Origin of the sequence: Actinosynnema sp. NPDC049800 (assembly GCF_040656635.1) — a bacterium.
Lineage (GTDB): Bacteria > Actinomycetota > Actinomycetes > Mycobacteriales > Pseudonocardiaceae > Actinosynnema.
The window spans coordinates 13,449-37,320 of the sequence record NZ_JBFAMT010000017.1 but is presented as its reverse complement, the minus strand read 5'-3'; the positions used below and the strand labels follow the sequence as shown (position 1 = coordinate 37,320).

Below are 23,872 nucleotides of genomic sequence, written 5' to 3'. Positions count from 1 at the left end.
CTCTACCCTGACGGGCATGAGCCGGTTCGTGGACACGATGGTGGCAACCGCTACGGGCGCCGGAGGACGGGCGCGGGGCATGACCACGGGGGAGCCGAACGCTCCGGTCCGCAGGTCGTGGGCGGAGGTGCACCAGCAGGCGACCCGCATGGCCGGCGCGCTCGTGGCGGAGGGGGTCGCGCGCGGCGAGTCCATCGCCGTCCTGGCGGGCGACCCGGCCGAGATCGCGCCCGCCGTGCAGGCGGTGTGGCTGGCCGGCGGCAGCACGACCATGCTGCACCAGCCGACGGCGCGCACCGACCTCGCCGAGTGGGCCGGTGACACGTTGCGCGTGCTCACCATGATCGGCGCGAAGCTGGTGCTGCTCGGCGCGCCGTTCGACGCGCTGTCGGGCGTGCTGGACGAGCACGGCGTCTCCTACCGCAGGCTGGCCGAGCTGGACGGCGAGCCGCTGGCCGCGCCCGTCGAGGTCGACGAGGACCTGCCCGCGCTGCTCCAGCTGACCAGCGGCTCCACGGCCGACCCGAAGGCCGTCCGCATCACGCACGGCAACCTGTGGTCCAACGCCAAGGCGATGGAGGTCGCCGCCGAGCTCGACCCGGAGACCGACCGGATGGTCTCCTGGCTGCCGCTGTTCCACGACATGGGGATGGTCGGCTTCCTGACCGTGCCCATGCTGTTCGGCATCGACCTGGTCAAGGTCACGCCGGTCGACTTCCTCGGCCGGCCCACCCTGTGGCCGGACCTGATCAGCCGCTACCAGGGCACCATCACGGCCGCCCCGAACTTCGCCTACGCCATCGCCGCCCGCCGCATGCGGGGCGTGGACGACGGCGCGTTCGACCTGTCCAGGCTGCGGATCGCGCTCAACGGCGCCGAGCCCATCGACCCGGCCGCGGTGAAGATGTTCACCGACGAGGGCGCGCGGTTCGGGCTGCGGCCCGAGTGCGTGCTGTGCGCGTACGGCATGGCGGAGACGACGCTGGGCGTGGCGTTCGCGCCGGTGTTCACCGGGCTCTCGGTCGACGTGGTCGACCCGGAGGAGCTGGAGGCGGGCCACCGCGCCGTGCCGGTGCCGCCGGACAGCCCCAACGCGCGGGCGTTCCCGCTGCTCGGGCCGCCGCTGCCGGGCCTGGAGGTGCAGGTCGTGGACGAGCAGGGCAAGCTGCTCGGCGAGCGCGAGGTCGGTCAGCTGCGGGTGCGCGGCGAGGCCGTGACGCCCGGCTACCTCACCGTGGACGGCCCGAGGGACACCCAGGACGCCGAGGGCTGGCTGGACACCGGCGACGAGGGGTACGTGGTGGACGGCCAGGTCGTCGTCTGCGGGCGGCGCAAGGACGTGATCATCATGGGTGGGCGCAACATCTACCCCACGGACATCGAGCGCGCCGCGACCGCCGTGGAGGGCGTGCGCGCGGGCAACGCGGTGGCCGTGCGGCTGGACGCGGGCACGCGACGGGAGCGGTTCGCCGTGGTGGTCGAGTCGAAGCTGGCCGGTGAGGACGACGCGGTGCGGGCGTTGAGCAAGGAGATCAGCGCGCGGGTCGTGGACGCGGTCGGGCTGCGGCCGTTCTCGGTGGTCGTGCTCAAGCCCGGCAGCCTGCCCAAGACGCCGTCCGGCAAGCTGCGCCGTTCCGCCGCCGCGGGCCTGGTGCCCACCGTGTGATGTCGCCGGCGGAGCGCGCTCTGAGGCACGTGAGGGCGCGGTCGACCGGCACACCGCTCGACCGCGCCCTGCGCGTCACCCTCAACTTCCACCCCGAACGAGTGGTCGCCGCCCTCGCGGACACGGGGCGTTACGTCTCGCAGTTCGTCACCGGCACCGGCAACGGCGGCCTGACCGCGTTCGCCGGTGGTGACCGGTGGCGGTGGGAGAGCCGGATGTTCGGCGGCGCCTACGACGACGCGTCGCCGCACGAGAGGCCGGTGTACGGCGGGCTGAACTTCCGACTCAGCCCGTACGGCGCGTCACCGCGGTTCGGGTCGTCGCACTTGCGGCTGACCCGGGACGTGGTGGACCGGACCACGTTCTGCTACCCGGACAGCGTGCTGGAGCCGGAGACGTTCGGCACGGCCGACCGGATGGCGTTGATCGAGCTCGCGCGGGCCGACCGCCGCGACCCGCTGGACGACTACGTCGAGGCCCACGTGCACGGTCCCGTGTCGCTGGAGGCCGACGCGGAGGCGCTCGTGCTCGACCCGAGCTACCGGGGCACGGAGGTGGAGGAGGCGGCCTACCGCCTGCCGTGCGCGGTCGAGTGGCACACCGGGTTCCGGCTGCCCGTGGCCGAACTGCGCCGCCACCCGGACTTCCGGGGCCCCGAGTACGTCGAGTTGGGCGTGGCGGTCGCGGTGGACGGCGTGCTGACGCCGAAGGTCATCGGCGACGCCCGCGACCGCTACGACCAGCAGGACCTGAAGAAGGTCTGGCACCTGCTCGCCCGCTTCGGCCGCGCCTGACCTCGTTCCCGGCGGAACTTGTGCTCAGTGGAACTTGTGCTCAGTGGAATTTATTCTGGGCGGCTTCCAGCCCCAGCTCCAGCAGCGCCTCCACGGCGTCCGCCGCCCGGTCCAGCTCCAGCGCCAGCTGCTTGCGCTCCACCAGCGAGAAGTCGCGCAGCACGTAGTCGGCGGGGTCCATCCGGCCCGGCGGCCGGTCCACCCCGAACCGCACCCGGTGGTAGTCCTTGGTGCCCAACGACTTCGTGATCGACCGCAGCCCGTTGTGCCCGTTCTCGCCGCCGCCGAGCTTGAGCCGCACCACGCCGAACGGCAGGTCCAGCTCGTCGTGCACGACGATGATCGACGACGGCGGCGCCTTGTAGAAGTTCGCCGTGCCCGCCACCGGACCGCCGGAGGTGTTCATGTAGCCGCGCGGCTTCGCCAGCACGACCCGGCGGCCGGCCAACCGGCCCTCGAGGACCTCGGCGCCGCCCTTGTGGGCCTTGAACTTCCCGCCCACGCGCGCGGCCAGCTCGTCCAGCACGAGGAAGCCGACGTTGTGCCGGTTGCCCTCGTACTTGGGGCCGGAGTTGCCCAGCCCGACGACCAGGGCGACGTCATCGACCACGGAACCGCAACTCCTGCTCAAGCTCGTCCAACAGGGCGTCCACCGCGCGGACCTGGTAGCCCCGCCGCAGCCCGGACGTGGTGGTGAACCTGGTGTGGCGCACCTCGCTGGAGGTCATCCGCCCCCGCCCGTCCAGCGCCGCGGCGGCCCGGCCGAGGAACGCGTCGACTTCGCCGCGATCGTAGCCGTTCGGCGCGCGCGGCAGCTTCACCGCCAGCACCGCCTCGCCGGTCTGCAACGTGGTCGGCGGCACGTGACCGGACCGGAGCTGGTGCTCGCACGCGGCCAGGAAGTCGTCCACGGTCCGCTGGTCGTACCCGCCGGCGATCTCGGTGAACGCGATCGTGCGCACCTGGTCGGGGTGCAGCGGCACGCGTCCGGCCAGCGCGTCGGCGATGCGCAGCACGAACGCGTCGACCTGCGCCGGGTCGTAGCCCTTGCCCCTCTTGCGGGGGAACCGGGTGGCGCGCACCTGCGCCGGGCTCAGAAACGGGAACGGCACGCCGCCCCAGCCGTGCGGCGGGGGAGGCGTGCCGTTCGAGTTGCCCGACGTGATGGGCTCAGCCTTCTTCGGTGGCCTCGGGCTCGGTGCCCTCACCGGTGTCGCCGTCCAGCTCGGCGGCGGTCGGCGCGGCGTTCACCGCGAGGACCATCGCCTCGCCGTCGGTCACCAGCGTGGTGCCGGCCGGCAGGACCAGGTCGGAGGCGTGCACCTGGGTGCCCGCGGCCAGGCCCGCGATGGAGTACTCGACCTGCTCGGGGATGTTGAGCGCGTCGGCCTCCACCTGGATGGTGGTGAGGTCCTGCGTGAGCAGGGTCGCCGCGGCGGCGTCGCCCGTGAGGACGATCGGCACCTCGACGGTGACCTTCTCGCCCCGCTGCACGAGCAGCAGGTCGACGTGCTCGATGTAGTTCTTGATGGGGTGCGTGGTGACGGTCTTGGTCAGCGCCAGCTCGGTGGAGGACTCGATGTCCAGCGTGAGAACTGCGTTGTGACCGTGCTCGCGGACAACACGGGCGAACTCGAGCGCCGGCAGGGCCAGGTGCTTCGGGTCGGAACCGTGGCCGTAGAGCACCGCGGGGATCTTGCCGGCGCGGCGGGTGCGGCGGGCGGCGCCCTTGCCGAACTCGGTGCGCTGCTCTGCGGCGAGACGGACCTCGGACACGGTGGGGCTCTCCTAACGGTCTGGCCTGGTAAACGTCGGCGGGTACGTCGGGCGGGGCGAAGCGGGGGTTGGCCTGCGGCGGCGGGCGGCGCGGAGGGTGAACACGCGCGGCATCACAACCGCCGCGTCGATCACGCCGAGCGTGATGCTCGCCCTCGCCGAGGCAACCTGGCCAGTGTAGGCCGACTCTCGGGACGGGGCCTAATCGGGGTTGCCAACGCGCCGATCCGGCACTAGGCCGGGCCACTCGCCCGCTCGATGACGGCGAGTTCGCCCAGGATCGCCGGGAGCGCTTCCGGGACCATCCGGCAGAGGGCGCGGATGCTCGACGTCCAGTCCAACACCCGTCCCTCGGACGCGAGGACGCGGGCCAGCAGGCGTCGCCCTGGCCCTGGTTCGACGGCGTCGACCAGGTGCAACGCCCTGGTCGGCTCGTCGGCTGTGGTAATCGAGTCGACGAGGGCACCCGCGCGGTCCGGGTCGCCCGACTTGAGCAACGCCGAGGCGACGGCGGCGAGTGCGTCGCCACGCCACCACGGATCCGCGATCGACCAGGCGAGTTGGTGCGCCCGGTCGTGGTCGCCGAACGCTATGACGGCTTCGGTCACCGCCACGAGCGCTGTCGCTTCGGCATGCGCCTCGCTCGCCGAACGGGCCGCGGCCTCGGCACGGTCCAGCAACAGCTCCGCCCGGTCGAGGTTGCCTGCGGCCACCATCGCGGTGATCACCTTTGTGATCTGCCGGCTGGAGCGCCCAGACTCGATCAGCGAGAGGACGATCGCCTCGGCCCGGTCGAGGTCACCGGCTCTGATGGCGGCATCCGCCACCCGGCCGGTCATGTCGTCGCGGGAGTAGCGCGTGGTGATGGAGCCGGCCAGCGTCTCGGCCCGGTCGAGGTCGCCGGACGCGATCGCGATCTCGACGGTCAACTCGGCCGCTGTCTCCCGGTGGTCGGCCTCCCAACCGGCGACGAGTTCCGCCGCCCGGTCGAGGTCCCCGGTGGCGATCGCCGCGCGGACCACGTTGGCGACCGCGAACCGCTGACGTGCCGGCTGGGGGATTCGGGCGACAAGGCCCGCCGCCCGCTCCAGGTCACCGTCGAGGATCACGTCCCGCACGAGCGACTCCAGCAGGTGGCTGCGGTAGTCCGGGTCCGGGATGGAGAGGGCCAGTTCCTCGGCGCGTTCGAAGTCGCCGTCGGCCGCCGCAGCGTGGACCCGTGACGCGGCCGTCTGGTTGTCCTGCTCCGGCTCCGCCGAACCGTGTCGTCGAGTTCGCAGGCGGTACGTGTCCGATGTTCGCCCGAGTGCCCCGCTGCGGAAGATGGGCTCGATCACCGAGTAGGCGAGCGCTTCCGCTTCGGCGCCCCGACCCGCCGCGCCGAGGTGCCGGACGAGAGCGGAAATCGCGTCGTCGCGTCCGAAGAGGTTCGTGATGCCCAACGCGGCGGCCTTGGCCTTGTCGAGCAGCACGTCGGCGCGTTCGGGATCGTTTTGACGCGTGGCGGTGGACAGGGTGGCCAGCACTTTGCTGCGGCTGCCCGGCTCAGCGATGGAGTCCGCCATGGCCTCGGCCTGCCCGATGTCGCCGGTTCGGACCACTTCGTCGATCAACGCGGCCAGCACCCGGCTCTGACGGGTGGCGTCGGCGGCGCGTCGCGCGACGGCGGTGGCCTGGTGAAGCGCCCGCCGCGCCGTCTTCACGTCGCCGCGCCCGGTCGCTGCCCTGATGACGGCGGCGAGCGCCCAGCCCCGGTACCCGGGTGTCGAGATCGACTCGGCGAGCGCCTCGGCCTGGTCGAGGTCGCTGTCGACCAGGGCCCGCGTCACCAGGACGAACGCTCGGTCCCGGGAGTCGGCGTCGATGATCGAACCGGCCAGGCGCCGTACCCGGTCGACCTCACCGACCGCGATCCCGGCCTGGACCACCGCGTGCAGCGCCCAGCTCTGTGCGCTCGCGTCCGGCAGGGCGCGGGCGGCGGTCTCGGCCCGCGCGAAGAGCCGTTCGACCCGATCCCGGTCGTCGGCGGCGATCGCTGCGCGCAGCGCCCACGCCAACGCCTGGCTGTAGCGGATCGGGTGACCGGTGAACTCGACGAGCGCCTCGACCCGGTCGAGGTACCCGGCGGCCCGGTCGGCGGCCCCGAGGCCGAGCGTCGCTTCAGTCAGGGCGTGCAACGCCCGGCTGCGGTGCCGAACCTCGGTGATGCTGTCGGCCAGCGCGTCGGCGCGGTCGAGGTCGCCGGCTGTGATGGCCGCGTAGACCGCTGCGAGCAGCACGCGGCCCTGGTGCATGGCGGCCACCTCGGTGCCCAGGCTGCCCGTGCGGGTGAGGAAGTCGGCCTCTTCTTCCGGGTCATCGGTGCGGATCACCTCGCGCACCGCGGTGGTGAGCGACTGACCCGGGGCGGTGGCGTCGGTGGTCGACCGCGCGGTCGACAGGACCAAGTCGAACACCTGACCGGCCAAGACGTGCCCGGACACCGCCCCGGCCACGCGGACCAGGGAGTAGCCGCGTCGCGCGGTGTCCACGATCTGGTGCGCCGCGGCTGAAGCACGCTGGAGTTCGCCACGCTCGACCAGGCGGCGGACCACCGTGTCCAGCACCCGCCCTTGAGCCGCAGAGTCGGTGATCGACAACGCCAGGGCCTGCGCACGATCGAGGTCGTCGACCTCGACCTCGACCACGGCTTGCAGAGCTTGACCACGGCTGCGGGTGTCCTCGATCGAGCGGGCCAGGTCGGTCGCCCGCGCCAGGTCACCCCGCTCGGACTCGACCACGGCACGGAGCGCTTCGCCGCGGAACCGGCGGTCCGCGATCGACGCGGCCAGCCGTTCGGCGCCGAGGTGATCTCCGAGACGGATCATCGACCGGGACAGAGCCGCCATCGCCCTGCCTTGCCGATAGGCGTCCTTCACCAGCCGGAAGGTCCCTTCGGCCCGTGCGACCAGCGTTCGGGCCTGATCGAGGTCGCCACCTTCCACGGCCGCCTTGATGATCGACTCCAAAGCGTCACCGTAGTAGTCGATCCCACTGATGGCCGAGGCCAGGTCGACGGCGCGGTCCAGATCACCGAGTCGGATCACCGCTTCGACGGTCGTCCGCAACGCGCGGTCACGTTGGTTGCCTTCGCTGAACGAGGTCGCGAGCGCCTCGGCCCGGTCGACGTGACCGATGCCTGCCCAGAGCGAGGGCAGGTCGCGGGGAAGCCACTTGTTGCGGCCGGTGAGGTGGTCGCGGTGCACGGCCAGCTTGCTCATCGTGACCAGGTCCGGCTCCTCGGCGGCCAGCACGACCTGCTGCGTGGCGGCGAGCTCGGCCAGCGCCGCACCGTCGCCACCGGACAGCTCCAGCATGCGGTCGTGCCGGTTGGGGTCTGTGCAGCACCGAATCATCGAGTCCAGGTCACCGGCGGCGGTCAGCATCGCGAAGTAGCCCCGGAGCAGGTACTCCGGTGTCTCGGCGGGCCACTGCCGGTCGCGGTAGGTCCGGACCCAGTCATGGATGCGGTCGCGGTACTCGCGCATGCGGCCGGGGCCGAGCATGTCGATGGCTTTCACGTGCAGGTCCTCATGGCCGAGGAGGTAGACGTCCGGTGACCGGTCCGGCGCGTAGTGGGCGTTGCGCCTGCTGAAGCTGCGGCCCGTCACCGCCCGCAAGTGGTCGTCCACGTCCCACTCCGACCAGCCCGTCAGCTCCGCCAGGTCGGCCGCGGTGAGGCCGCCGCCCGCCGCGGTGAGCAGGCCGAGCAGGTCCTGCTCGGTCGGCGAGCCGTGCAGCAGGCGCTTGAGCTCGCGTTCCATGTCGGCGCGTTCGGCCTGCGCGGCCGGTGACGTGGTCAGCGGCCGGACGACGTCCGGGTCGCGCAGCGGGTGGTGGTCGGGGACGTCGCTCGGGATCGGCGGGTTCGGGCGGCCGGCGACGACCACCCGCAGGCCCGCCGGCGGGTCGACCGGCAGCAGCGCCGCGATGCTGTGGGCGTCCGGGCCGGTCGTCACGCCGCGGTCCTCGTCCAGGCCGTCCACCAGCAGCACGAGGTGCTCGCCGCGGTCCCGGCACGCCTCGGCGGCCTCGGTCAGCAGGCCGAGCAGGTGGGCCTCGCGGGTCGACTCGGTCAGCAGCGGCGGCAGGTCCTGCCCGAGGATCGTGACCAGCTGCTCCAACACGTTGTCGATGAACGCGTTGCGGTCGTTCTGGGCGGCCAGGCGGGCGGTGATGAAGAACGACACCACGCGGACGCCTGGCGGTGGGCTCAGCACGAACGTCGACATCAGCGCCGACTTGCCCGACCACGCCGGCGCACGCCACCAGCGGTAGGGAGTGGGAGAGGACGTGCTGAACGAGGCCAGGTCGGCCAGCTCGGCCTCACGACCGATCAACTTCGGCGGCGCGATCCGCCGCACCTGCTCCCGGTACCTGGTCTTCACCGGGGCGCCGGTCACCAGGTTCACGTCGCCGTGCACGACGCCGATCTGTGCGACCGGGCCGTGCACGGTTCCCGACACCGAGTTGGACGTCGAAGGGCCCGGCACGTCGCGCGTGCCGGGCCCTTCGCGTTCGAGCGCCATCCGGGGATCATCCCGCAGGGCGCGCGGGGTGTCAGGCGTTGCCGTCGAACAGCGAGGTCACCGAGCCGTCCTCGAAGACCTCCTGGATCACGCGCGCCAGCAGCGGCGCGATCGGGAGGACGGTCATGGCGTCGAAGCGCTTCTCCGCCGGGATCGGGAGGGTGTCGGTGAACACCACTTCACGGGCGCCGCAGTCGCGCAGCCGCTCGATGGCCGGGCCGGACAGGACCGGGTGGGTGGCGGCGATGACGACGTCCGACGCGCCCTCGGACAGGAGCTGGTCCACCGCCTTGGTGATCGTGCCGCCGGTGTCGATCATGTCGTCGATCACGACGCACAGCCGGCCCTCGACCTGGCCGACGACCCGGTTGGCGACGACCTCGTTCGGCCGCAGCGGGTCGCGGGTCTTGTGGATGAACGCGATCGGAGTGCCGCCGAGGGTGTCCGCCCACTTCTCGGCCAGCTTGGTGCGGCCGGCGTCGGGCGAGACGACGGTGATCTCGCGGCCCGCGTACTTGGCCTTGATGTGCTCGGCCAGCAACGGCATGGCCCACAGGTGGTCCACCGGGCCGTCGAAGAAGCCCTGGATCTGCGCGGTGTGCAGGTCCACGGCCACCAGGCGGTCCGCGCCCGCGGTCTTGAACAGGTCCGCGACCAGGCGGGCCGAGATCGGCTCGCGGCCGCGGTGCTTCTTGTCCTGCCGCGCGTAGGGGTAGAACGGCATGATCACGGTGATGCGCTTCGCGGACGCGCGCTTCAGCGCGTCCACCATGATCAGCTGCTCCATCAGCCACTGGTTGATGGGCGCGCAGTGGGACTGGATCACGAACGCGTCGCAGCCGCGCACGCTCTCCTCGAACCTCACGAAGATCTCGCCGTTGGCGAAGTCGTACGCCGACTGCGGGGTCACCGACACGTTCAGGTGCTTGGCCACCTGCTCGGTCAGCTCGGGGTAGGCCCGCCCGCCGAAGAGCATCAGGTTCTTCTTGGGTGTCCCGGCCATCGTGGGGTTCACGTCAGCGCCCTTCATCGGTTGTGCCTGCATTCTCGGGCGTCAGAGCGCGCTCCGCCGCTTCGGCCGAAGGCGTGCCCGCACGGCGGGACACCACCCATCCGTCCAGGTTGCGCTGGGGTCCGCCGGACACGGCCAGCGCGCCGGGCGGCACGTCGCGCCGCACCACGGTCCCCGCGCCGGTGTACGCGCCGTCGCCGACGGTGACCGGCGCGACGAACATGTTGTCCGAGCCGGTGCGGCAGTAGGACCCGATCGTGGTCCGGTGCTTGTGCACGCCGTCGTAGTTCACCGTGACGCTGGCCGCGCCGATGTTGGAGTGCTCGCCGATGGTCGTGTCACCGATGTAGCTCAGGTGCGGCACCTTGCTGCCGGCGCCGATCTCGGAGTTCTTCGTCTCCACGAAGGTGCCGATCTTGCCGCGCTCGCCGAGCCGGGTGCCCGGCCGCAGGTAGGCGAACGGGCCCACGGACGCGCCCGCGCCGATCTCCGCGCCGGAGCCGTGCGTGCGCACCACGGTCGCGCCCGCGCCGATCACGCACGCCGACAGCGTGGTGTCCGGGCCGACGACCGCGCCCTCGCCGACGGTGGTGCCTGCCCGCAGCTGCACGTTCGGCTCGATCAGCACGTCCCGCTCCAGCCGCACGTCGGCGTCCAGCCACGTGGTGGCCGGGTCGACGACGGTCACGCCCGAGCGCATCGCGGCCTCCACCAGCCTGCGGTTCAGCTCGGCGCCCAGCCTGGCCAGCTGCACGCGGTCGTTCACGCCCTCGACCAGCCAGGCGTCCGACGTCACCAGCGCGCCCACGCGCCGGCCGTCGCCGCGCGCGATGGTCAGCACGTCGGTCAGGTACAGCTCGCCCTGCGCGTTGTCGGTGGACAGCCGGGACAGCCCGTCGCGCAGCACGGCCGCGTCGAACGCGTACACCCCGGAGTTGATCTCGGTGATCTCCCGCTGCTCGGGCGTGGCGTCCTTCTGCTCCACGATGCCCTCGACCGAGCCGTCCGCGGACCGCACGATCCGCCCGTACCCGGTGGGGTCGGCCACCACGGCGGTCAGCACGGTGACGGCGTTGCCGCGCGCGCCGTGCTCGGCGAGCAGGCCGCGCAACGTGTCGGAGTCCAGCAGCGGCACGTCGCCGTAGGTCACCACGACCGTGCCGCCGAGGTCGGCGGGCAGCTCGGCGAGCCCGCAGCCGACCGCGTGCCCGGTGCCCTTCTGCTGCTCCTGCACCGCCACGGTGACCTTGCGGTCCAGCGCGGTGGACAGGCTGTCGAGGTGGTCGGCGACCGCGGCGCGGCCGTGGCCGACCACGACGGCGAGGTGGTCCGGGTCCGTCCCGGCGGCGGCGCGCACGGCGTGCTCCACCAGGGAACGACCCGCGACGCGGTGCAAGACCTTCGGGGTGGCTGAGCGCATGCGGGTGCCTTCACCCGCTGCGAGGACGATCGTGCTGACTGGGGTGGGGACACCCTCGAGCATCAGCGCTCTCCCTAGCTGAGTGCGTGCCTTCAGCGGGAGGGGCCTGGCTTCCCGCCAGGTGCCGATACTAAGCCTCCGAGGAGGGCTCTACTTCCACGGCCGCAACCTGGCAGCCACCTCGGCGCTTCGCGGCGTACATCGCCGAGTCGGCTCGGGCGAGGGCCGCGTGGGCCGCCTCGCGCGGGCGCACGGAGATCACGCCCACCGACAGCGTGACCCCCCTGGACAGGTCGGAAGGCAGTGCGGCGACGGCATCCACGGCTCGGGCGAGGGCCGCTTCGGCGGCGTGCAGGGGCGCGCCGGGCAGCAGCACGACGAACTCGTCGCCGCCGTAGCGGGCCACCAGGTCGTCACCCCGCAACGCCTGGCGCAGTGTGCTCGCAATCACGCGGAGGACGTCGTCACCCTCGGCGTGCGAGTGCTTGTCGTTGACGACCTTGAACCCGTCGAGGTCGACCAGCGCGATGGCCATCGGGTGGGTCTGGGCGTTGATCAGCGCGGCCAGCCGGTCGTCGAGCGCGCGGCGGTTCGGCAGCCCGGTCAGCGGGTCCTGCAACGCCTGCTGCGCGATCGCGCCGTGCGCCCGCGTCAGCCGTTCGTGGTCGCGCCGGGTGAGCAGGGTGGCGGTGCGCGCCTCCTGCATCAGCCACAGCTCCACCTCCAGCGCGTTGGCGTAGGTCTGCAACGCCGAGATGGTGCGCTCGCCGTGCGGGCCGGACATCCGGGCGTACTCCCGGGTCAGGCACAGCATCAGGGTCGGCTCGGACGTGTCGTGCTCCAGCCGGTCCTGCGCGTCGTGCAGCACCTGCAACGCCTGCTGCGGCAGCTCCTCCATCTCCAGGCAGCGGGCCAGCGCGATCGACACGATGATCAGCTCGCGGGCGTACATGGCCAGCTCGCGCAACGCCCACAGCCGCGCGATGTGCTCCGCGCCGGGCTTGGCCAGCGCGTGCGCCGCGCCGATCACCGGCACCTGCTCGGCGGCGGTGCGGTCGCGCCTGCCGGGGTGCAGCGACTCGCGGAACGGACCCTCGACGGCGGTGGCGATGGCCGACGCGGTGGCGAACCGCTCGGCGGCCTCCTCGAAGTTGTCCACCCGCTCCAGCCGCAGGCCCCAGCCGATCAGCAGCCGGGCCCGGTTGACCAGGTGGACGTAGATCTGGTGCGGGTTGGCGCTGTCCCGGATCGCGTTGTGCGCCCGCGCCAGCACCTCGTCGGCCATCTCGTAGACGCCGAGCTGGGTGAGCACGAGCCCGGTCGACTGCAACGCCGAGGCGAGCAGCCGGTCCCAGGTGCGCTTGTCGATCATCGGGTCGGGGCTGAGGTCCTCCTCCAGCATCGCGAGGCCCGCGGCGACCTCGGTCAGCGCCTTGTCCTCGAACCCGCCGAGCAGGTAGCGCCGCCCGCGCAGGGCGTGCGCCTCCGCCTCCAGCACCAGCAGGCCGTGCCGGCGGCAGTGCGCCAGCATCTCGTCCAGGACGGAGTCGGAGAGGTCGACCAGGCCGGGGGTGACGATCCGGACCACCGCGGCCGCGCGCAGCAGCTGGCCGACGATCCGCGGCTCGCCGCGGCCCTGCGCCTCGGCCAGGATCTCGTCGACCTCGTGCGCCGCGTCGAGCTGGTCGGACAGGTGGCTGCTCTGGGCCACGGCCACGAGCTCACTCGCGCGGCCGACCAGCCACGCGTCGGACATCTCGTGGAGCGCCGGCGCCACGTTGTCCTGCTCGTCGACCGCTTCCTCGTGCAGCGACTCACACCCCCATGCAGACGCAGGGCGGCCGGGGCCCTCGTGGCCCGGCCCCTCGCTCCGCCACCAGGATTCGAACCTGGACCATCGGAACCAAAATCCGAGGTGCTGCCTTTACACCATGGCGGAACGGTCGAGGCTCGCCCCGACCGCGCGAACACATGTTGTCACGAGTCTCCCTCGAAGGTCAGCACCACCACTCAAGTGGCGGCAAGCCCACCGTGACTCGATCATGACACTGCGTGTTTATGCACGTCAGAGCGGCGGACGACGTGGCCTACATCACGGCTGGGTGAACTTCTCGCCGCTTCGGGTCGACGCTCGGCGGCCTCGCCGGGAGGTCTTCCGGCCCCTGTTCGCCACGATTTCGGGCGAAACAATCACCCGCTTAACTACCTTGTGTAGTCGTACGGGCACAAGCAGATGCCCGTCGCGCTACCGAATCGCGTCGACCGAGTCGAGGAACTCCGTCAGCGCGCGGTCGTAGGCCTCCGGGTCGACGTTCCACGCCGCCGTGTGCTCGGCCGCGGGCACCTCCACGTACCGCATCGGCCAGTCGAGCCGGTCCGCCGCCGCGGCCAGGTCGCGCGAGGCCTGCACGGGCACGGTGCCGTCCGCGCCGCCGTGGAACAGCAGCGTCGGCGGCCTGCGCGCGGGCGGGTGGTCGAGCAGGTCGAAGCGGGTGAACTCCAGGTCGACCCGCCAGTCCGAGACCAGCTCCGCGATCGGTGCCAGCTGCACCGGCACGCCCCGGTTGCGCGACTGCAGCTCCAGCGTCTTCGTCCAGCTCACGACAGGTGCGTCGAGCACGACCGCGGCCACGTCGCGCGCCTCCGCCGAGCGGCCGAGGAACTGGCCGACGATCGCGCCGCCCATCGACCACCCGTACAGCACGACGCTGTGCGCGCCGTGCTCGCGGGCGTACCGGACGGCCGCCTCCACGTCACGCCACTCCGTGTCGCCGAGGTGGTAGAGGCCGTCGGGCGAGCGAGGCGCGCCCTCGTCATTGCGGTAGGTCACGGCGAGAACGGGTAGTCCCAGTTGGTGCAACGCAGGCATCACCCGCAGCGCCTCGGCCCTCGTGCCACCCCGACCGTGCACCGCGACGACCCACGTGTCCGACGTCGCGGGGACCAACCACGCGGGCGCGTCACCCAGTTCGGTCGGAATTCGCACATCCGTGTACTCCAGGTCGAGCGCGGTGGCGGGGTCCGTGCTCCAGACCGACGTCTCCAGCCGCACCTGCGTGCCGTCCGCCGGGGCCTCGCCCTGCAACTCGCGCACCACCGTGCCCTCGGACCGGTGGGTCACCGGCCCGACCTTCGCTCCGCCGCCCGGCCACACCAGACCCCACGTGCCGGGGAGCACGGTGACCCTGGACTCCGCCAGCGCGACGGTCCCCGAAGCCGACGACGTGACCGTGTCGCGGTAGCCGGGACGGGCGTTCTCCGGGTCGAGCAGCTGGCCGCTGTAGTACCAGCCGAACCCCAGCAGACCTCCGATGACCAGCAGGAACACCACCGCGAACGTGACCAGTGCGAGGCGGAGGCGGCGGCGGGCGCGGACGTTCGGTGACCCCATCACCGAATGATGCCCCCACCGTGATCGACACGCCCGACTTCCTGAGAACACGCCGTGACTTTGGCCCCGCCTATGGCGGCACGAGGTTGGCCTAACTTACGCTGCCGTAAGTTACGGTTCCGTAGGTAGCCCCGAGCACACAACGAGGTACATGTATGACCAGCACCCTGGAGAGCAGGTCCACGCCGCAAGGTCCCGAGGATCGTGGACCCAAGCCGATGATCGAAGGGCGACGGGGACACGTCGAGCAGTTCGGCGTGTACGTGTTCGTCATCGTGCCGTTCCTGGCTCTGCTCGCGGCCGTTCCGCTCGCTTGGGGTTGGGGCCTGGGCTGGGTGGACGTCGCGCTGTTCGTGGCCTTCTACTACCTGGCCGGCCTCGGCGTGACGATCGGGTTCCACCGGTACTTCACGCACGGCTCGTTCAAGGCGAACCGCGCGCTCAAGATCGGCTTGGCGATCGCGGGCATGATGGCGCTGCAGGGCCCGGTGATCGTCTGGGTCGCCGACCACCGCCGCCACCACGCGTTCTCCGACCGCGAGGGCGACCCGCACTCGCCGTGGCTGTTCGGCCGCGGGCCGGTCGCGCTGGCCAAGGGCTTCTGGCACGCCCACATGGGCTGGCTGTTCGACCGCGACAAGACCAACGCGGAGCGCTTCGCGCCGGACCTGCTGGCCGACAAGGACCTGGTCCGGATCGACAAGCTGTTCCCGCTGTGGACCGCGATCAGCCTGCTCGCGCCCGCCGTGCTCGGCGGTCTGATCACCATGTCGTGGGCCGGCGCGCTCTCGGCGTTCTTCTGGGCCGGTCTGGTCCGGGTCGCGTTCCTGCACCACGTGACGTGGTCGGTCAACTCGATCTGCCACATGGTGGGCGACCGCCCGTTCGCCGCGCGCGACCGCTCCGCGAACGTGTGGGCGCTGGCGATCCTGAGCTTCGGCGAGTCGTGGCACAACCTGCACCACGCCGACCCGACGTGCGCGCGGCACGGCGTCAAGCGCGGTCAGATCGACACCTCCGCGCGGCTGATCTGGCTGTTCGAGAAGTTCGGCTGGGCGACCAACGTGCGCTGGCCGAACCAGCAGCGGTTGGCCCGCATCAGCGCCAAGAAGTAGAAGCAGTCGGGCAAGCGACCACCTGCCCCTCGCGACTCACGCGGGGGGCAGGTGTTTAGGGTGGTCTGGGTGGCGGGGAGACGGCGCGGCGACGGGGCACCGGTGCCGCGCGTGCGGATGACGGGCAAGGAGCGGCGCGAGCAACTGCTCGACGTGGCCCGGGCGTTGTTCGCCGAGAAGGGCTTCGAGGTCACCTCCATCGAGGAGATCGCGCACCGGGCGGGCGTGTCCAAGCCCGTGGTGTACGAGCACTTCGGTGGCAAGGAAGGCATCTACGCGGTCGTGGTGGACCGCGAGATGCAGTACCTCATGGACCACATCGTCAACGCCCTGTCCGGCGGGCACCCGCGTGAGCTGCTGGAACAGGCGGCGTGCGCGTTGCTGGACTACATCGAGGGCTCGACGGACGGCTTCCGGATCCTGGTGCGCGACTCTCCCGTGGCGTCCTCCACCGGCACGTTCTCGTCGTTGCTGAACGACATCGCGTCCCAGGTGGAGTCGATCCTGGGCCTGCACTTCTCCCGCCAGGGCTACGACCGCAAGCTGGCCGCGCTCTACTCGCAGGCGCTGGTGGGCATGGTGGCGCTGACCGGCCAGTGGTGGCTCGAGGTCCGCAAGCCGAAGAAGGACGAAGTGGCCGCCCACCTGGTCAACCTGGCCTGGAAGGGCCTGTCCCACATGGACCACAAACCCCGCCTGCGCACCCGCTGACCCCCGCGTGTCGAACGCGCGGAGGTCAGGGGTTGGGGTTGGTGATGCGGAGGAGCTTGTCGTCGGTGCCGTTCGAGGTGGTGACGTAGAGGGCGCCGTCGGGGGACAGTTCGGCGCCGCGCAGTCGGCCGTGGGTGCCGTCCAGCTCCGGCGGGATGGAGACGGAGTGGACGCCGCCCTCCTGGGTGACGGTGAACAGCAGGAGCTTCGAGCCCTTCAGGGCGGTGACGGCCAGCACGCCGTTCAGCGAGCCCCACTGGTCGCCGGAGAGGAACGCGGCGTCGCAGATCGCCTCCGTCGGACGGCCGGAGGACCACACGGCGGGCACGGCGTCCGGGAAGCGCTCCAGGTCCGTCATCGGCACGTCCTCGTCGTACCCGCCGACCGTGCCGCCCTGCGACGGGTCCCAGCCGTAGTTCGCACCCGGCTTGAGCACGTTCACCTCGTCGTCCACCGACGGCCCGTGCTCGGCGGTGAACACCATCCCGTCCTGCCGTACGGCCACGCCCTGCACGTTGCGGTGCCCATAGGTGTAGATCCGGTCGCCGAACGGGTTGCCCGCCACGCCCTCGCCGGTCGCGAGGTCGACCCGCAGCACCTTGCCGCCGAGGCTGGACCGGTCCTGCGCCACGTCGCCGCGCGCGGTGTCCCCGGTGCCGACGAGCAGGTTGCCGTCGCGGTCCAGCGCCATCCGGCACCCCGAGTGGCGTCCGCTCGACGCCGTCGGCAGCCCCGAGAGCAAAGGGTCCTTCACCCTCGTCGCCCTCGTGCCGTCCAGCTCCCACGTCACCAGCCGCACGTCCGAGGACGTGTTGAAGCACGTGGTGAACCGACGGCTGGTCGCGAAGTCCGGGTGCACGACCAGGCTCATCAGCCCGCCCTCGCCCCGCGCCTCCACGTCACCGAGTTCGGCCTCCACGTCGCTCACCCGACCGTCCGCGACCAGCGCGATCCGCCCCGGCCGCTGCGGCACGAGCATCCGCCCGTCGGGCAGGAACCCCACGTCCCACGGGTGGCTCAGCCCGGAGGCGACCACCTCGACCTTCAGCCCTTCGGGAGTGGTCGTCGAGGGCGCGCTGCCACCGGAGCCCTCCGCCGAACACGCCGCGCACGCGGCCAGCACCGCGGCGAACCCGACAAACCGACGCATGACGCCCAGCATGGCAACCCCCGTGTGTGCTCCCCGTTCACGCGACCCGGTCACGCGCCCCTCGAAGCGTCCCCTCGAAGCGACCCGTCGACGGCCCGTCACTGACCCGTCACCCGCCGGGCATCGGGTAAGGCCGTTCCACCGGCAGCAACGCCCGCGCCCCGTCCAGGTCGCCGGCACGCACCAGCGCGTGCACCTCGTGCGCCAGCGGCGTCACGTCCGTCAGCCCCACGACCCACTCGTCCACGTACCGCCGCGACGCCTCACCGGCCAGCCCCAGCTGCAACGACCGGTGCGGCAGCGCGCCCAGCCGCAGGCTCCGCTCCGGGTCCCACTGCACCCGCACGTCCGGCTTCCGCCCGATCCCCTCGTCGCTCGGCACGGCCGACCGCACCGCCCAGTCGAACCCCGATCGGGTGATTCGCACGGCCAGCACGCACTCCTGGTCCGGCTTCGTCCCCCACCCGGACCGGTACATCATCCAGAGGAAAGACGGCTTGATCCACGTCATCCGCCCCGGTTTGAACGGCGGCACGAACCGCCCCGCCGCCAGTGCGGGAACGGCGATGGCGGGGGAGTACGCCTGGTACACGGTGATGTGCCGATCGTCGTAGTCGGCCCTGATCTCTCTTTGCTCCACGTACCCAGCGTCACCTCGCCGTCAACCGAAATGACGGGGCACCCCGCCCGGAAGGGCCGTAGGCTGGCAGTCGAGCACCCCTCCGGTGGACGCGCGTCCTCGTCCAGTCCCGGGCAGGGGTCTGTCCGCGTTTGATCCCCCGGGGAGCCACCGCAATGCCCCAGCCCGGCCCGCTGTCCGGCCTGCTGACCGCTGTCCTGCCCGACAAGGCGCTGCGCGCCCTCGCCGACTCGGTCGGCGTGCCCGACCTCGAACTCGAAGGACCACCGGCGGCCCGGCCGCTGGTCGCGGCGGCCCTGTCCCAGCACGCGCCCGTCCTCGCGGTCACCGCGACCGGCCGTGAGGCCGACGACCTCAAGGCCGTGCTCTGCGACCTCATCGGGCACGAGCAGGTCGCCCTGTTCCCGTCCTGGGAGACGCTGCCGCACGAACGGCTGTCGCCGCGGGCCGACACGGTCGGCGCCCGGCTGGAGGTGCTGCGCCGCCTCGCCCACCCCGGCGAGCACCCGCTCAAGGTCGTCATCACCACGGTCCGCAGCCTCATCCAGCCGATGGCGCCCGGCCTCGGCGACCTCGAACCGGTGCACCTGGCCGTCGGCTCGGAGCACGACTTCGACGCGCTGCCGGCCAACCTGACCGAGATCGCCTACACCCGCGTCGACATGGTCGAGAAGCGCGGCGAGTTCGCGGTCCGCGGCGGCATCCTGGACATCTTCCCGCCGACCGCCGAGCACCCCCTGCGGGTCGAGTTCTGGGGCGACGAGGTCAGCGAGATCCGCCCCTTCGCGGTCGCCGACCAGCGGTCGCTGCCGGAGGAGGTCGCGGGCTTCATCGCGCCACCGTGCCGCGAGCTGCTGCTGACCCCGCAGGTGAAGGCCAAGGCCGCCGCGCTGGCCGAGGAGCACACGGCCGACGCCCACCTGCACGAGCTGCTGACCAAGATCGCCGAGGGCATCCCGTCGGAAGGCATGGAAGCCCTCATCCCCGCCCTGTGCGAAGGCGAGCTGCAGCTGCTCACCGACGTCGTCCCCGACGGCACGCACGTCGTGCTCAACGACCCGGAGAAGATCCGCGCCCGCGCCGCCGACCTCGTGCGCACCGGCCAGGAGTTCCTGGAGGCCTCCTGGATGGCCGCGGCGGGCGGCGGGCAGAGCCCCATCGACCTCGACTCCAGCGCCTACCACAGCCTCGCCGACGTGGCCGGGTCCGCGCGGGCCCAGGGCAGGCCCTGGTGGACGCTCAGCCAGCTCACCACCGAGGGCGAGGACGTCGTCCGGCTCGAGCTCAAGCAGGTCGAGGCCTACCAGGGCGACATCGACCGGGCGTTCGCCGACCTGCGCGCCCACACCGCCTCCGGCGGCACGGCGGTCCTCGTCGTCCCCGGCGCGGGCACGGCCCAGCGCGCCACCGAGCAGCTGCGCGAAGCCGACGTCGCCGTCGTGCTCCGGGACACCCTCGACACCCGGCCCAAGAAGGGCGCCGTCACCGTCGTGCGCGGCGCGCTGGAAGACGGCTTCTCGCTGCCCGAACTGGCCCTGGTCGTGCTCACCGAGACCGACCTCACCGGCGGCCGGCACGGCACGTCCACCAAGGACATGCGCCGCATGCCCAGCCGCCGCCGCAACGCGGTCGACCCGCTGGCCCTGCGGCCCGGCGACTACGTGGTGCACGAGCAGCACGGCATCGGCAAGTACGTCGAGATGGTGCAGCGCACCGTGGCCGGCGCGACCCGCGAGTACCTGGTCCTGGAGTACGGCTCCAGCAAGCGCGGCCAGCCCGGCGACCGGCTGTTCGTGCCCACCGACCAGCTCGACGAGATCTCCCGCTACGTCGGCGGCGAGCTGCCCACGCTGAACAAGCTCGGCGGCAGCGACTGGAAGAACACCAAGGCCAAGGCGAAGAAGGCGGTCAAGCAGATCGCCGCCGAGCTGGTCCAGCTCTACGCCGCCCGCCAGGCCGCGCCCGGGCACGCGTTCGCGCCCGACACGCCGTGGCAGCGCGAGCTGGAGGACGCCTTCCCGTTCACCGAGACCCTCGACCAGATGGCCGCGATCGACGAGGTCAAGGCCGACATGCAGCGCACCGTGCCGATGGACCGGGTGATCTGCGGCGACGTCGGCTACGGCAAGACCGAGATCGCGGTGCGGGCGGCGTTCAAGGCGGTGCAGGACGGCAAGCAGGTCGTGGTGCTCGTGCCGACCACGCTGCTCGCCCAGCAACACCTGAACACGTTCACCGAGCGGATGCGCGCGTTCCCGGTGACCATCAAGGGCCTGTCCCGGTTCACCGACGCCCAGGAAGCCGAGCAGACGATCACCGGCCTGGCCGAGGGCGAGGTCGACATCGTCATCGGCACGCACCGGCTGCTGCAGAAGAGCCTGCGCTACAAGGACCTCGGCCTCGTGATCGTCGACGAGGAGCAGCGGTTCGGCGTCGAGCACAAGGAGCACATCAAGGCCCTGCGCACGCACGTCGACGTGCTCACGATGTCCGCCACGCCGATCCCGCGCACCCTGGAGATGTCGCTGGCCGGCATCCGCGAGATGTCGACCATCCTCACCCCGCCCGAGGAGCGGCACCCGATCCTGACCTACGTCGGCTCCTACGACGACAAGCAGGTCGCCGCCGCCATCCGCCGCGAGCTGCTGCGCGACGGCCAGGTGTTCTTCGTGCACAACCGCGTGTCCTCGATCGAGCGCGCCGCCCGGCACATCCGCGAGCTGGTCCCCGAGGCCCGCGTGATCACCGCGCACGGCCAGATGAACGAGGACAAGCTCGAGAAGATCATCCAGGGCTTCTGGGAGAACGAGTACGACGTGCTCGTCTGCACCACCATCGTCGAGACCGGCCTGGACATCTCCAACGCCAACACCCTCATCGTCGAGCGCGGCGACCTGCTGGGCCTCGCCCAGCTGCACCAGCTTCGCGGACGCGTCGGCCGCGGCCGGGAACGCGGCTACGCCTACTTCCTCTACCCGCCCGAGGCGCCGCTGACCGAGACCGCGCACGACCGGCTCGCCACCATCGCCCAGAACACCGAGCTCGGCGCGGGCATGGCCGTGGCCATGAAGGACCTGGAGATCCGCGGCGCCGGCAACATCCTCGGCGCCGAGCAGTCCGGCCACATCGCGGGCGTCGGCTTCGACCTGTACGTGCGGCTGGTCGGCGAGGCCGTCGAGGCGTTCCGCAAGCACGCGGGCGCCGACGGCGAGGCCGAGGAGGAGCTGGCCGAGGTCCGCGTCGACCTGCCCGTCGACGCGCACATCCCGCACGACTACGTGCCCGGCGAGCGGCTCCGGCTGGAGGCCTACCGCAAGATCGCCGCCGCGAGCGACGCCGAGGCGCTGCAGAGCGTGTGGGACGAGCTGAAGGACCGCTACGGCACCCCGCCGCTGCCCGTCGAACGGCTGCTCGCGGTGGCCCGGTTCCGGCAGACGTGCCGCGCCCACGGCGTCACCGAGGTCGCCACCCAGGGCCAGACGATCCGCTTCGCGCCGCTGGAGCTCAAGGACAGCCAGCTCGTGCGGCTGCGCCGGCTGTTCCCGAAGGCGGTCTACAAGCAGGCCGCGCACACCGTCAGCGTGCCCCGGCCGACGGAGGGCGCGGCCGGCGGCCGGATGGGCGCACCGCAGTTGCGTGATCAGGAATTGCTGGATTGGTGCGCGCACTTCCTGGAGTCTTTGGCGGGGACTCCCGTGAGCGGCGTCACGAGGACGTGAGAAGGTACTGGTCGTGAGGACTGTGCAGAGGCGCTTCACCCTGATCGGCGCGGCGGTGGCACTCCTGGTCGCGGGCTGCGGCACGGGGCCCGGCCACGTCGGCTCGGCCGCGATCGTCGGCGACACCGTGCTGCCGTTGCAGCAGGTGCAGCAGCGGCTGGACGTCGTGCTCAAGAAGGAGCCCGAGGCCCAGAAGCTGCACGACCAGCGCAAGCTCGACCAGGTCGCCCGGCAGCTGGTGACCCTGGGCGTGCAGCACGAGCTGATCGAGCAGGCGGCCCGGCGCGAGGGCGTTTCGGTGTCCGAGGAGGCCGTGACCGAGTCGGTCGAGCAGGCCGGCGGCGCGGAACTGGCCTCGCAGAACACCGTGTACGACGCGGCGACGTTCCGCGAGCGGGCCAGGGACCAGCTGCTGCTGGTCGAGCTGGCGCGCAAGTACGTGGACCGGATGGAAGTCACGTTCGACTACTTCTTCACCAAGGACAACGCGGACGCGATCGCGAAGGCCAAGCAGGTCGCGGCCGACCCGGCGAAGATGGCCGAGTTCGTGGCCGACGCGCCTTCCGGCACCCAGGGCCAGACCCTGTCCAAGGAGGGCCAGCGGGTGCGGTCGGCCGAGTCGCCGCAGGCCGCCCAGTCGCCGTTGTTCGGCGTGCCGGCGGGCACCGTGGTGGCGTTCGCGCCGGACCCGAGCAGCGCGCAGTGGATCGTGGCCTACGTGACCGACCGCAAGACCGACGTGCGGCCGTCCGGCGAGTCGTCCACCGAGCAGTTGACGCCGCAGCTGCTGGAGCAGATCGGCCTGCGGCTCGTGCAGACGCTGGCCGGCGACCCCGAGATCGAGGTCAACCCGCGCTACGGCCTGTGGGACGGCACCGCCATCTCGCTGGCGGCGAGCGAGGGTGAGATGAGCGGCTACCAGGCGCCGGTGCGGCAGAAGTCGCCGTGACCGTTGTCGTCGTAGGCACCGCCCCGGTTCTGCCCGCCGCCGCGCTACCCGCTCTGCGGGGCGCGGCGGCGGTGTACGCGGGGGAGGGCGTGGACGCGGCGCTGTGGTCGGCCGAGCCGGTGTCGGAGCTGGTCGCGGGTCCGTCGCTGGTGCTGATCACCACGAACCCGGACGAGCCCGCCGCGCTGGAGCTGATCTCGGCCGGGTCCGCCGTGATCCGCACCCCGGCCGTGCCGCTGCTGGACGCGGCGGCCGTGATGGACCGCCTGCGCTCGCCCGGCGGCTGCCCGTGGGACGCCGAGCAGGACCACAAGTCGCTGCGCCAGTACCTGGTCGAGGAGACCTACGAGCTGCTGGAGGCGATCGAGGACGGCGACCGGGCGTCGTTGCGCGAGGAGCTGGGCGACGTGCTGCTCCAGGTGCTGTTCCACGCTCGGATCGCGGCGGAGGACGCCGAGGAGCCGTTCGGGATCGACGAGGTGGCGGGCGACCTGGTGGCCAAGCTGGTCGGACGGCACCCGCACGTGTTCGCCGGCCACGACCCGGCCGTGCACGACGCGACGTCCCAGCAGCACCGGTGGGAAGAGCTCAAGCAGGTCGAGAAGCAGCGCCAGTCCAGTGTGGACGGCGTGGCGAGCGGGCAGCCCGCGGTGGCGCTGGCGGGGAAGCTGGCGCAGCGGGTGGCGCGGGCCGGGTTCCCGGTGGACCTGCTGCCGGAGGGTGACGACGCGGGCACGACGCTGTTCGCGGTGGCGGCGCTGGCGAAGCTGGCCGGTGAGGACCCGGAGACGGAGCTGCGCGCGGTGGCGCGGCGGTTCGAGGCGAACGTGCGTGCGGCCGAGCGGTCGGCTCGCGCGGCGGGGCTCACCACCCTGACCGCCGCGGACTGGCGAGCCCACTGGCCCTCCTGAGCCCACCGGCCTGCCCGAGCCCGGCGCTTGAGCCTGCTTGCCCCGAGCCC

Annotated in this window: 17 protein-coding genes and 1 tRNA gene; 7 read left to right on the top strand and 11 right to left on the bottom strand. The window is 72.0% G+C overall.

Features of this window, described 5'->3' with window-relative positions; all coding sequences use genetic code 11:
* Positions 1-16 precede the first annotated feature (16 nt).
* Together AB0I91_RS21105 and AB0I91_RS21100 are read left to right on the top strand one after the other, a co-directional pair.
* Positions 17-1,666, top strand: a complete 1,650-nt coding sequence (locus AB0I91_RS21105; RefSeq protein WP_498783292.1) for a fatty acyl-AMP ligase — start codon at positions 17-19, stop codon at positions 1,664-1,666.
* Complete coding sequence (locus AB0I91_RS21100) at positions 1,666-2,460, top strand: DUF3626 domain-containing protein (RefSeq protein WP_499638295.1); 795 nt, start codon at positions 1,666-1,668, stop codon at positions 2,458-2,460. Before AB0I91_RS21105 ends, AB0I91_RS21100 begins: the two co-directional genes overlap by 1 nt.
* 40 nt (positions 2,461-2,500) lie before the next feature.
* On the opposite strand, the gene pth is transcribed toward AB0I91_RS21100, so the two are convergent.
* The 9 genes from pth to AB0I91_RS21055 form a co-directional block, all read right to left on the bottom strand.
* The gene (gene pth / locus AB0I91_RS21095; RefSeq protein ID WP_498783288.1) at positions 2,501-3,070 is read right to left on the bottom strand and encodes an aminoacyl-tRNA hydrolase; all 570 of its coding nucleotides are present in this window, start codon (positions 3,068-3,070) and stop codon (positions 2,501-2,503) included.
* Positions 3,060-3,668 carry a DivIVA domain-containing protein gene (locus AB0I91_RS21090; RefSeq protein WP_498783286.1) on the bottom strand — a complete coding sequence of 203 codons (609 nt, stop codon included), beginning with the start codon at positions 3,666-3,668 and terminating at the stop codon, positions 3,060-3,062. Before AB0I91_RS21090 ends, pth begins: the two co-directional genes overlap by 11 nt.
* The gene (locus tag AB0I91_RS21085; RefSeq protein WP_498783284.1) at positions 3,631-4,236 is read right to left on the bottom strand and encodes a 50S ribosomal protein L25/general stress protein Ctc; all 606 of its coding nucleotides are present in this window, start codon (positions 4,234-4,236) and stop codon (positions 3,631-3,633) included. Before AB0I91_RS21085 ends, AB0I91_RS21090 begins: the two co-directional genes overlap by 38 nt.
* Before the next feature lie 233 nt (positions 4,237-4,469).
* Positions 4,470-8,804 (bottom strand): hypothetical protein, encoded by a 4,335-nt coding sequence (locus tag AB0I91_RS21080; protein WP_499638292.1) that lies wholly within the window; start codon positions 8,802-8,804, stop codon positions 4,470-4,472.
* Between the two features lie 31 nt (positions 8,805-8,835).
* On the bottom strand, positions 8,836-9,807 hold the full coding sequence (locus AB0I91_RS21075; protein ID WP_498783340.1) for a ribose-phosphate diphosphokinase: 972 nt from the start codon (positions 9,805-9,807) through the stop codon (positions 8,836-8,838).
* 13 nt (positions 9,808-9,820) lie between these two features.
* A complete protein-coding gene (gene glmU, locus AB0I91_RS21070) occupies positions 9,821-11,299 on the bottom strand; it encodes a bifunctional UDP-N-acetylglucosamine diphosphorylase/glucosamine-1-phosphate N-acetyltransferase GlmU (protein WP_499638289.1) in 1,479 nt (492 codons plus the stop codon).
* Positions 11,300-11,366: 67 nt separating this feature from the next.
* Positions 11,367-13,013: a GGDEF domain-containing protein gene (locus AB0I91_RS21065; RefSeq protein WP_498783278.1), complete on the bottom strand. Its 1,647-nt coding sequence runs from the start codon at positions 13,011-13,013 to the stop codon at positions 11,367-11,369.
* Between the two features lie 91 nt (positions 13,014-13,104).
* A tRNA-Gln gene (locus AB0I91_RS21060) sits at positions 13,105-13,175 on the bottom strand.
* A gap of 306 nt (positions 13,176-13,481) precedes the next feature.
* Positions 13,482-14,627: an alpha/beta hydrolase family protein gene (locus AB0I91_RS21055; RefSeq protein WP_499638286.1), complete on the bottom strand. Its 1,146-nt coding sequence runs from the start codon at positions 14,625-14,627 to the stop codon at positions 13,482-13,484.
* 155 nt (positions 14,628-14,782) lie between these two features.
* Between AB0I91_RS21055 and AB0I91_RS21050 the strand changes: the two genes are divergently transcribed.
* Both AB0I91_RS21050 and AB0I91_RS21045 read left to right on the top strand, forming a co-directional pair.
* The gene (locus tag AB0I91_RS21050) at positions 14,783-15,742 is read left to right on the top strand and encodes an acyl-CoA desaturase (protein WP_498783275.1); all 960 of its coding nucleotides are present in this window, start codon (positions 14,783-14,785) and stop codon (positions 15,740-15,742) included.
* Positions 15,743-15,859: 117 nt separating this feature from the next.
* Positions 15,860-16,453, top strand: a complete 594-nt coding sequence (locus AB0I91_RS21045; protein WP_053719425.1) for a TetR/AcrR family transcriptional regulator — start codon at positions 15,860-15,862, stop codon at positions 16,451-16,453.
* A 25-nt stretch (positions 16,454-16,478) separates the two neighbouring features.
* Here the strand turns inward: AB0I91_RS21045 and AB0I91_RS21040 are convergent, their stop codons facing one another.
* Positions 16,479-17,603 carry a PQQ-dependent sugar dehydrogenase gene (locus tag AB0I91_RS21040; protein ID WP_498783273.1) on the bottom strand — a complete coding sequence of 375 codons (1,125 nt, stop codon included), beginning with the start codon at positions 17,601-17,603 and terminating at the stop codon, positions 16,479-16,481.
* Between the two features lie 109 nt (positions 17,604-17,712).
* Entirely contained in the window at positions 17,713-18,243 is a 531-nt protein-coding gene (locus AB0I91_RS21035; protein WP_498783271.1) for a DUF4291 domain-containing protein, read from the bottom strand.
* Positions 18,244-18,398: 155 nt separating this feature from the next.
* Between AB0I91_RS21035 and mfd the strand changes: the two genes are divergently transcribed.
* Genes mfd through AB0I91_RS21020 form a run of 3 tightly spaced genes read left to right on the top strand, consistent with a single transcriptional unit; the run spans position 18,399 to position 23,822 of the window.
* Positions 18,399-21,962, top strand: coding sequence for a transcription-repair coupling factor (gene mfd / locus AB0I91_RS21030; RefSeq protein ID WP_498783269.1), 3,564 nt, complete (start codon positions 18,399-18,401; stop codon positions 21,960-21,962).
* 13 nt (positions 21,963-21,975) lie between these two features.
* Positions 21,976-22,911, top strand: coding sequence for a SurA N-terminal domain-containing protein (locus AB0I91_RS21025; protein WP_498783267.1), 936 nt, complete (start codon positions 21,976-21,978; stop codon positions 22,909-22,911).
* Positions 22,908-23,822 (top strand): nucleoside triphosphate pyrophosphohydrolase, encoded by a 915-nt coding sequence (locus tag AB0I91_RS21020; RefSeq protein WP_499609980.1) that lies wholly within the window; start codon positions 22,908-22,910, stop codon positions 23,820-23,822. Before AB0I91_RS21025 ends, AB0I91_RS21020 begins: the two co-directional genes overlap by 4 nt.
* Positions 23,823-23,872: the final 50 nt, after the last annotated feature.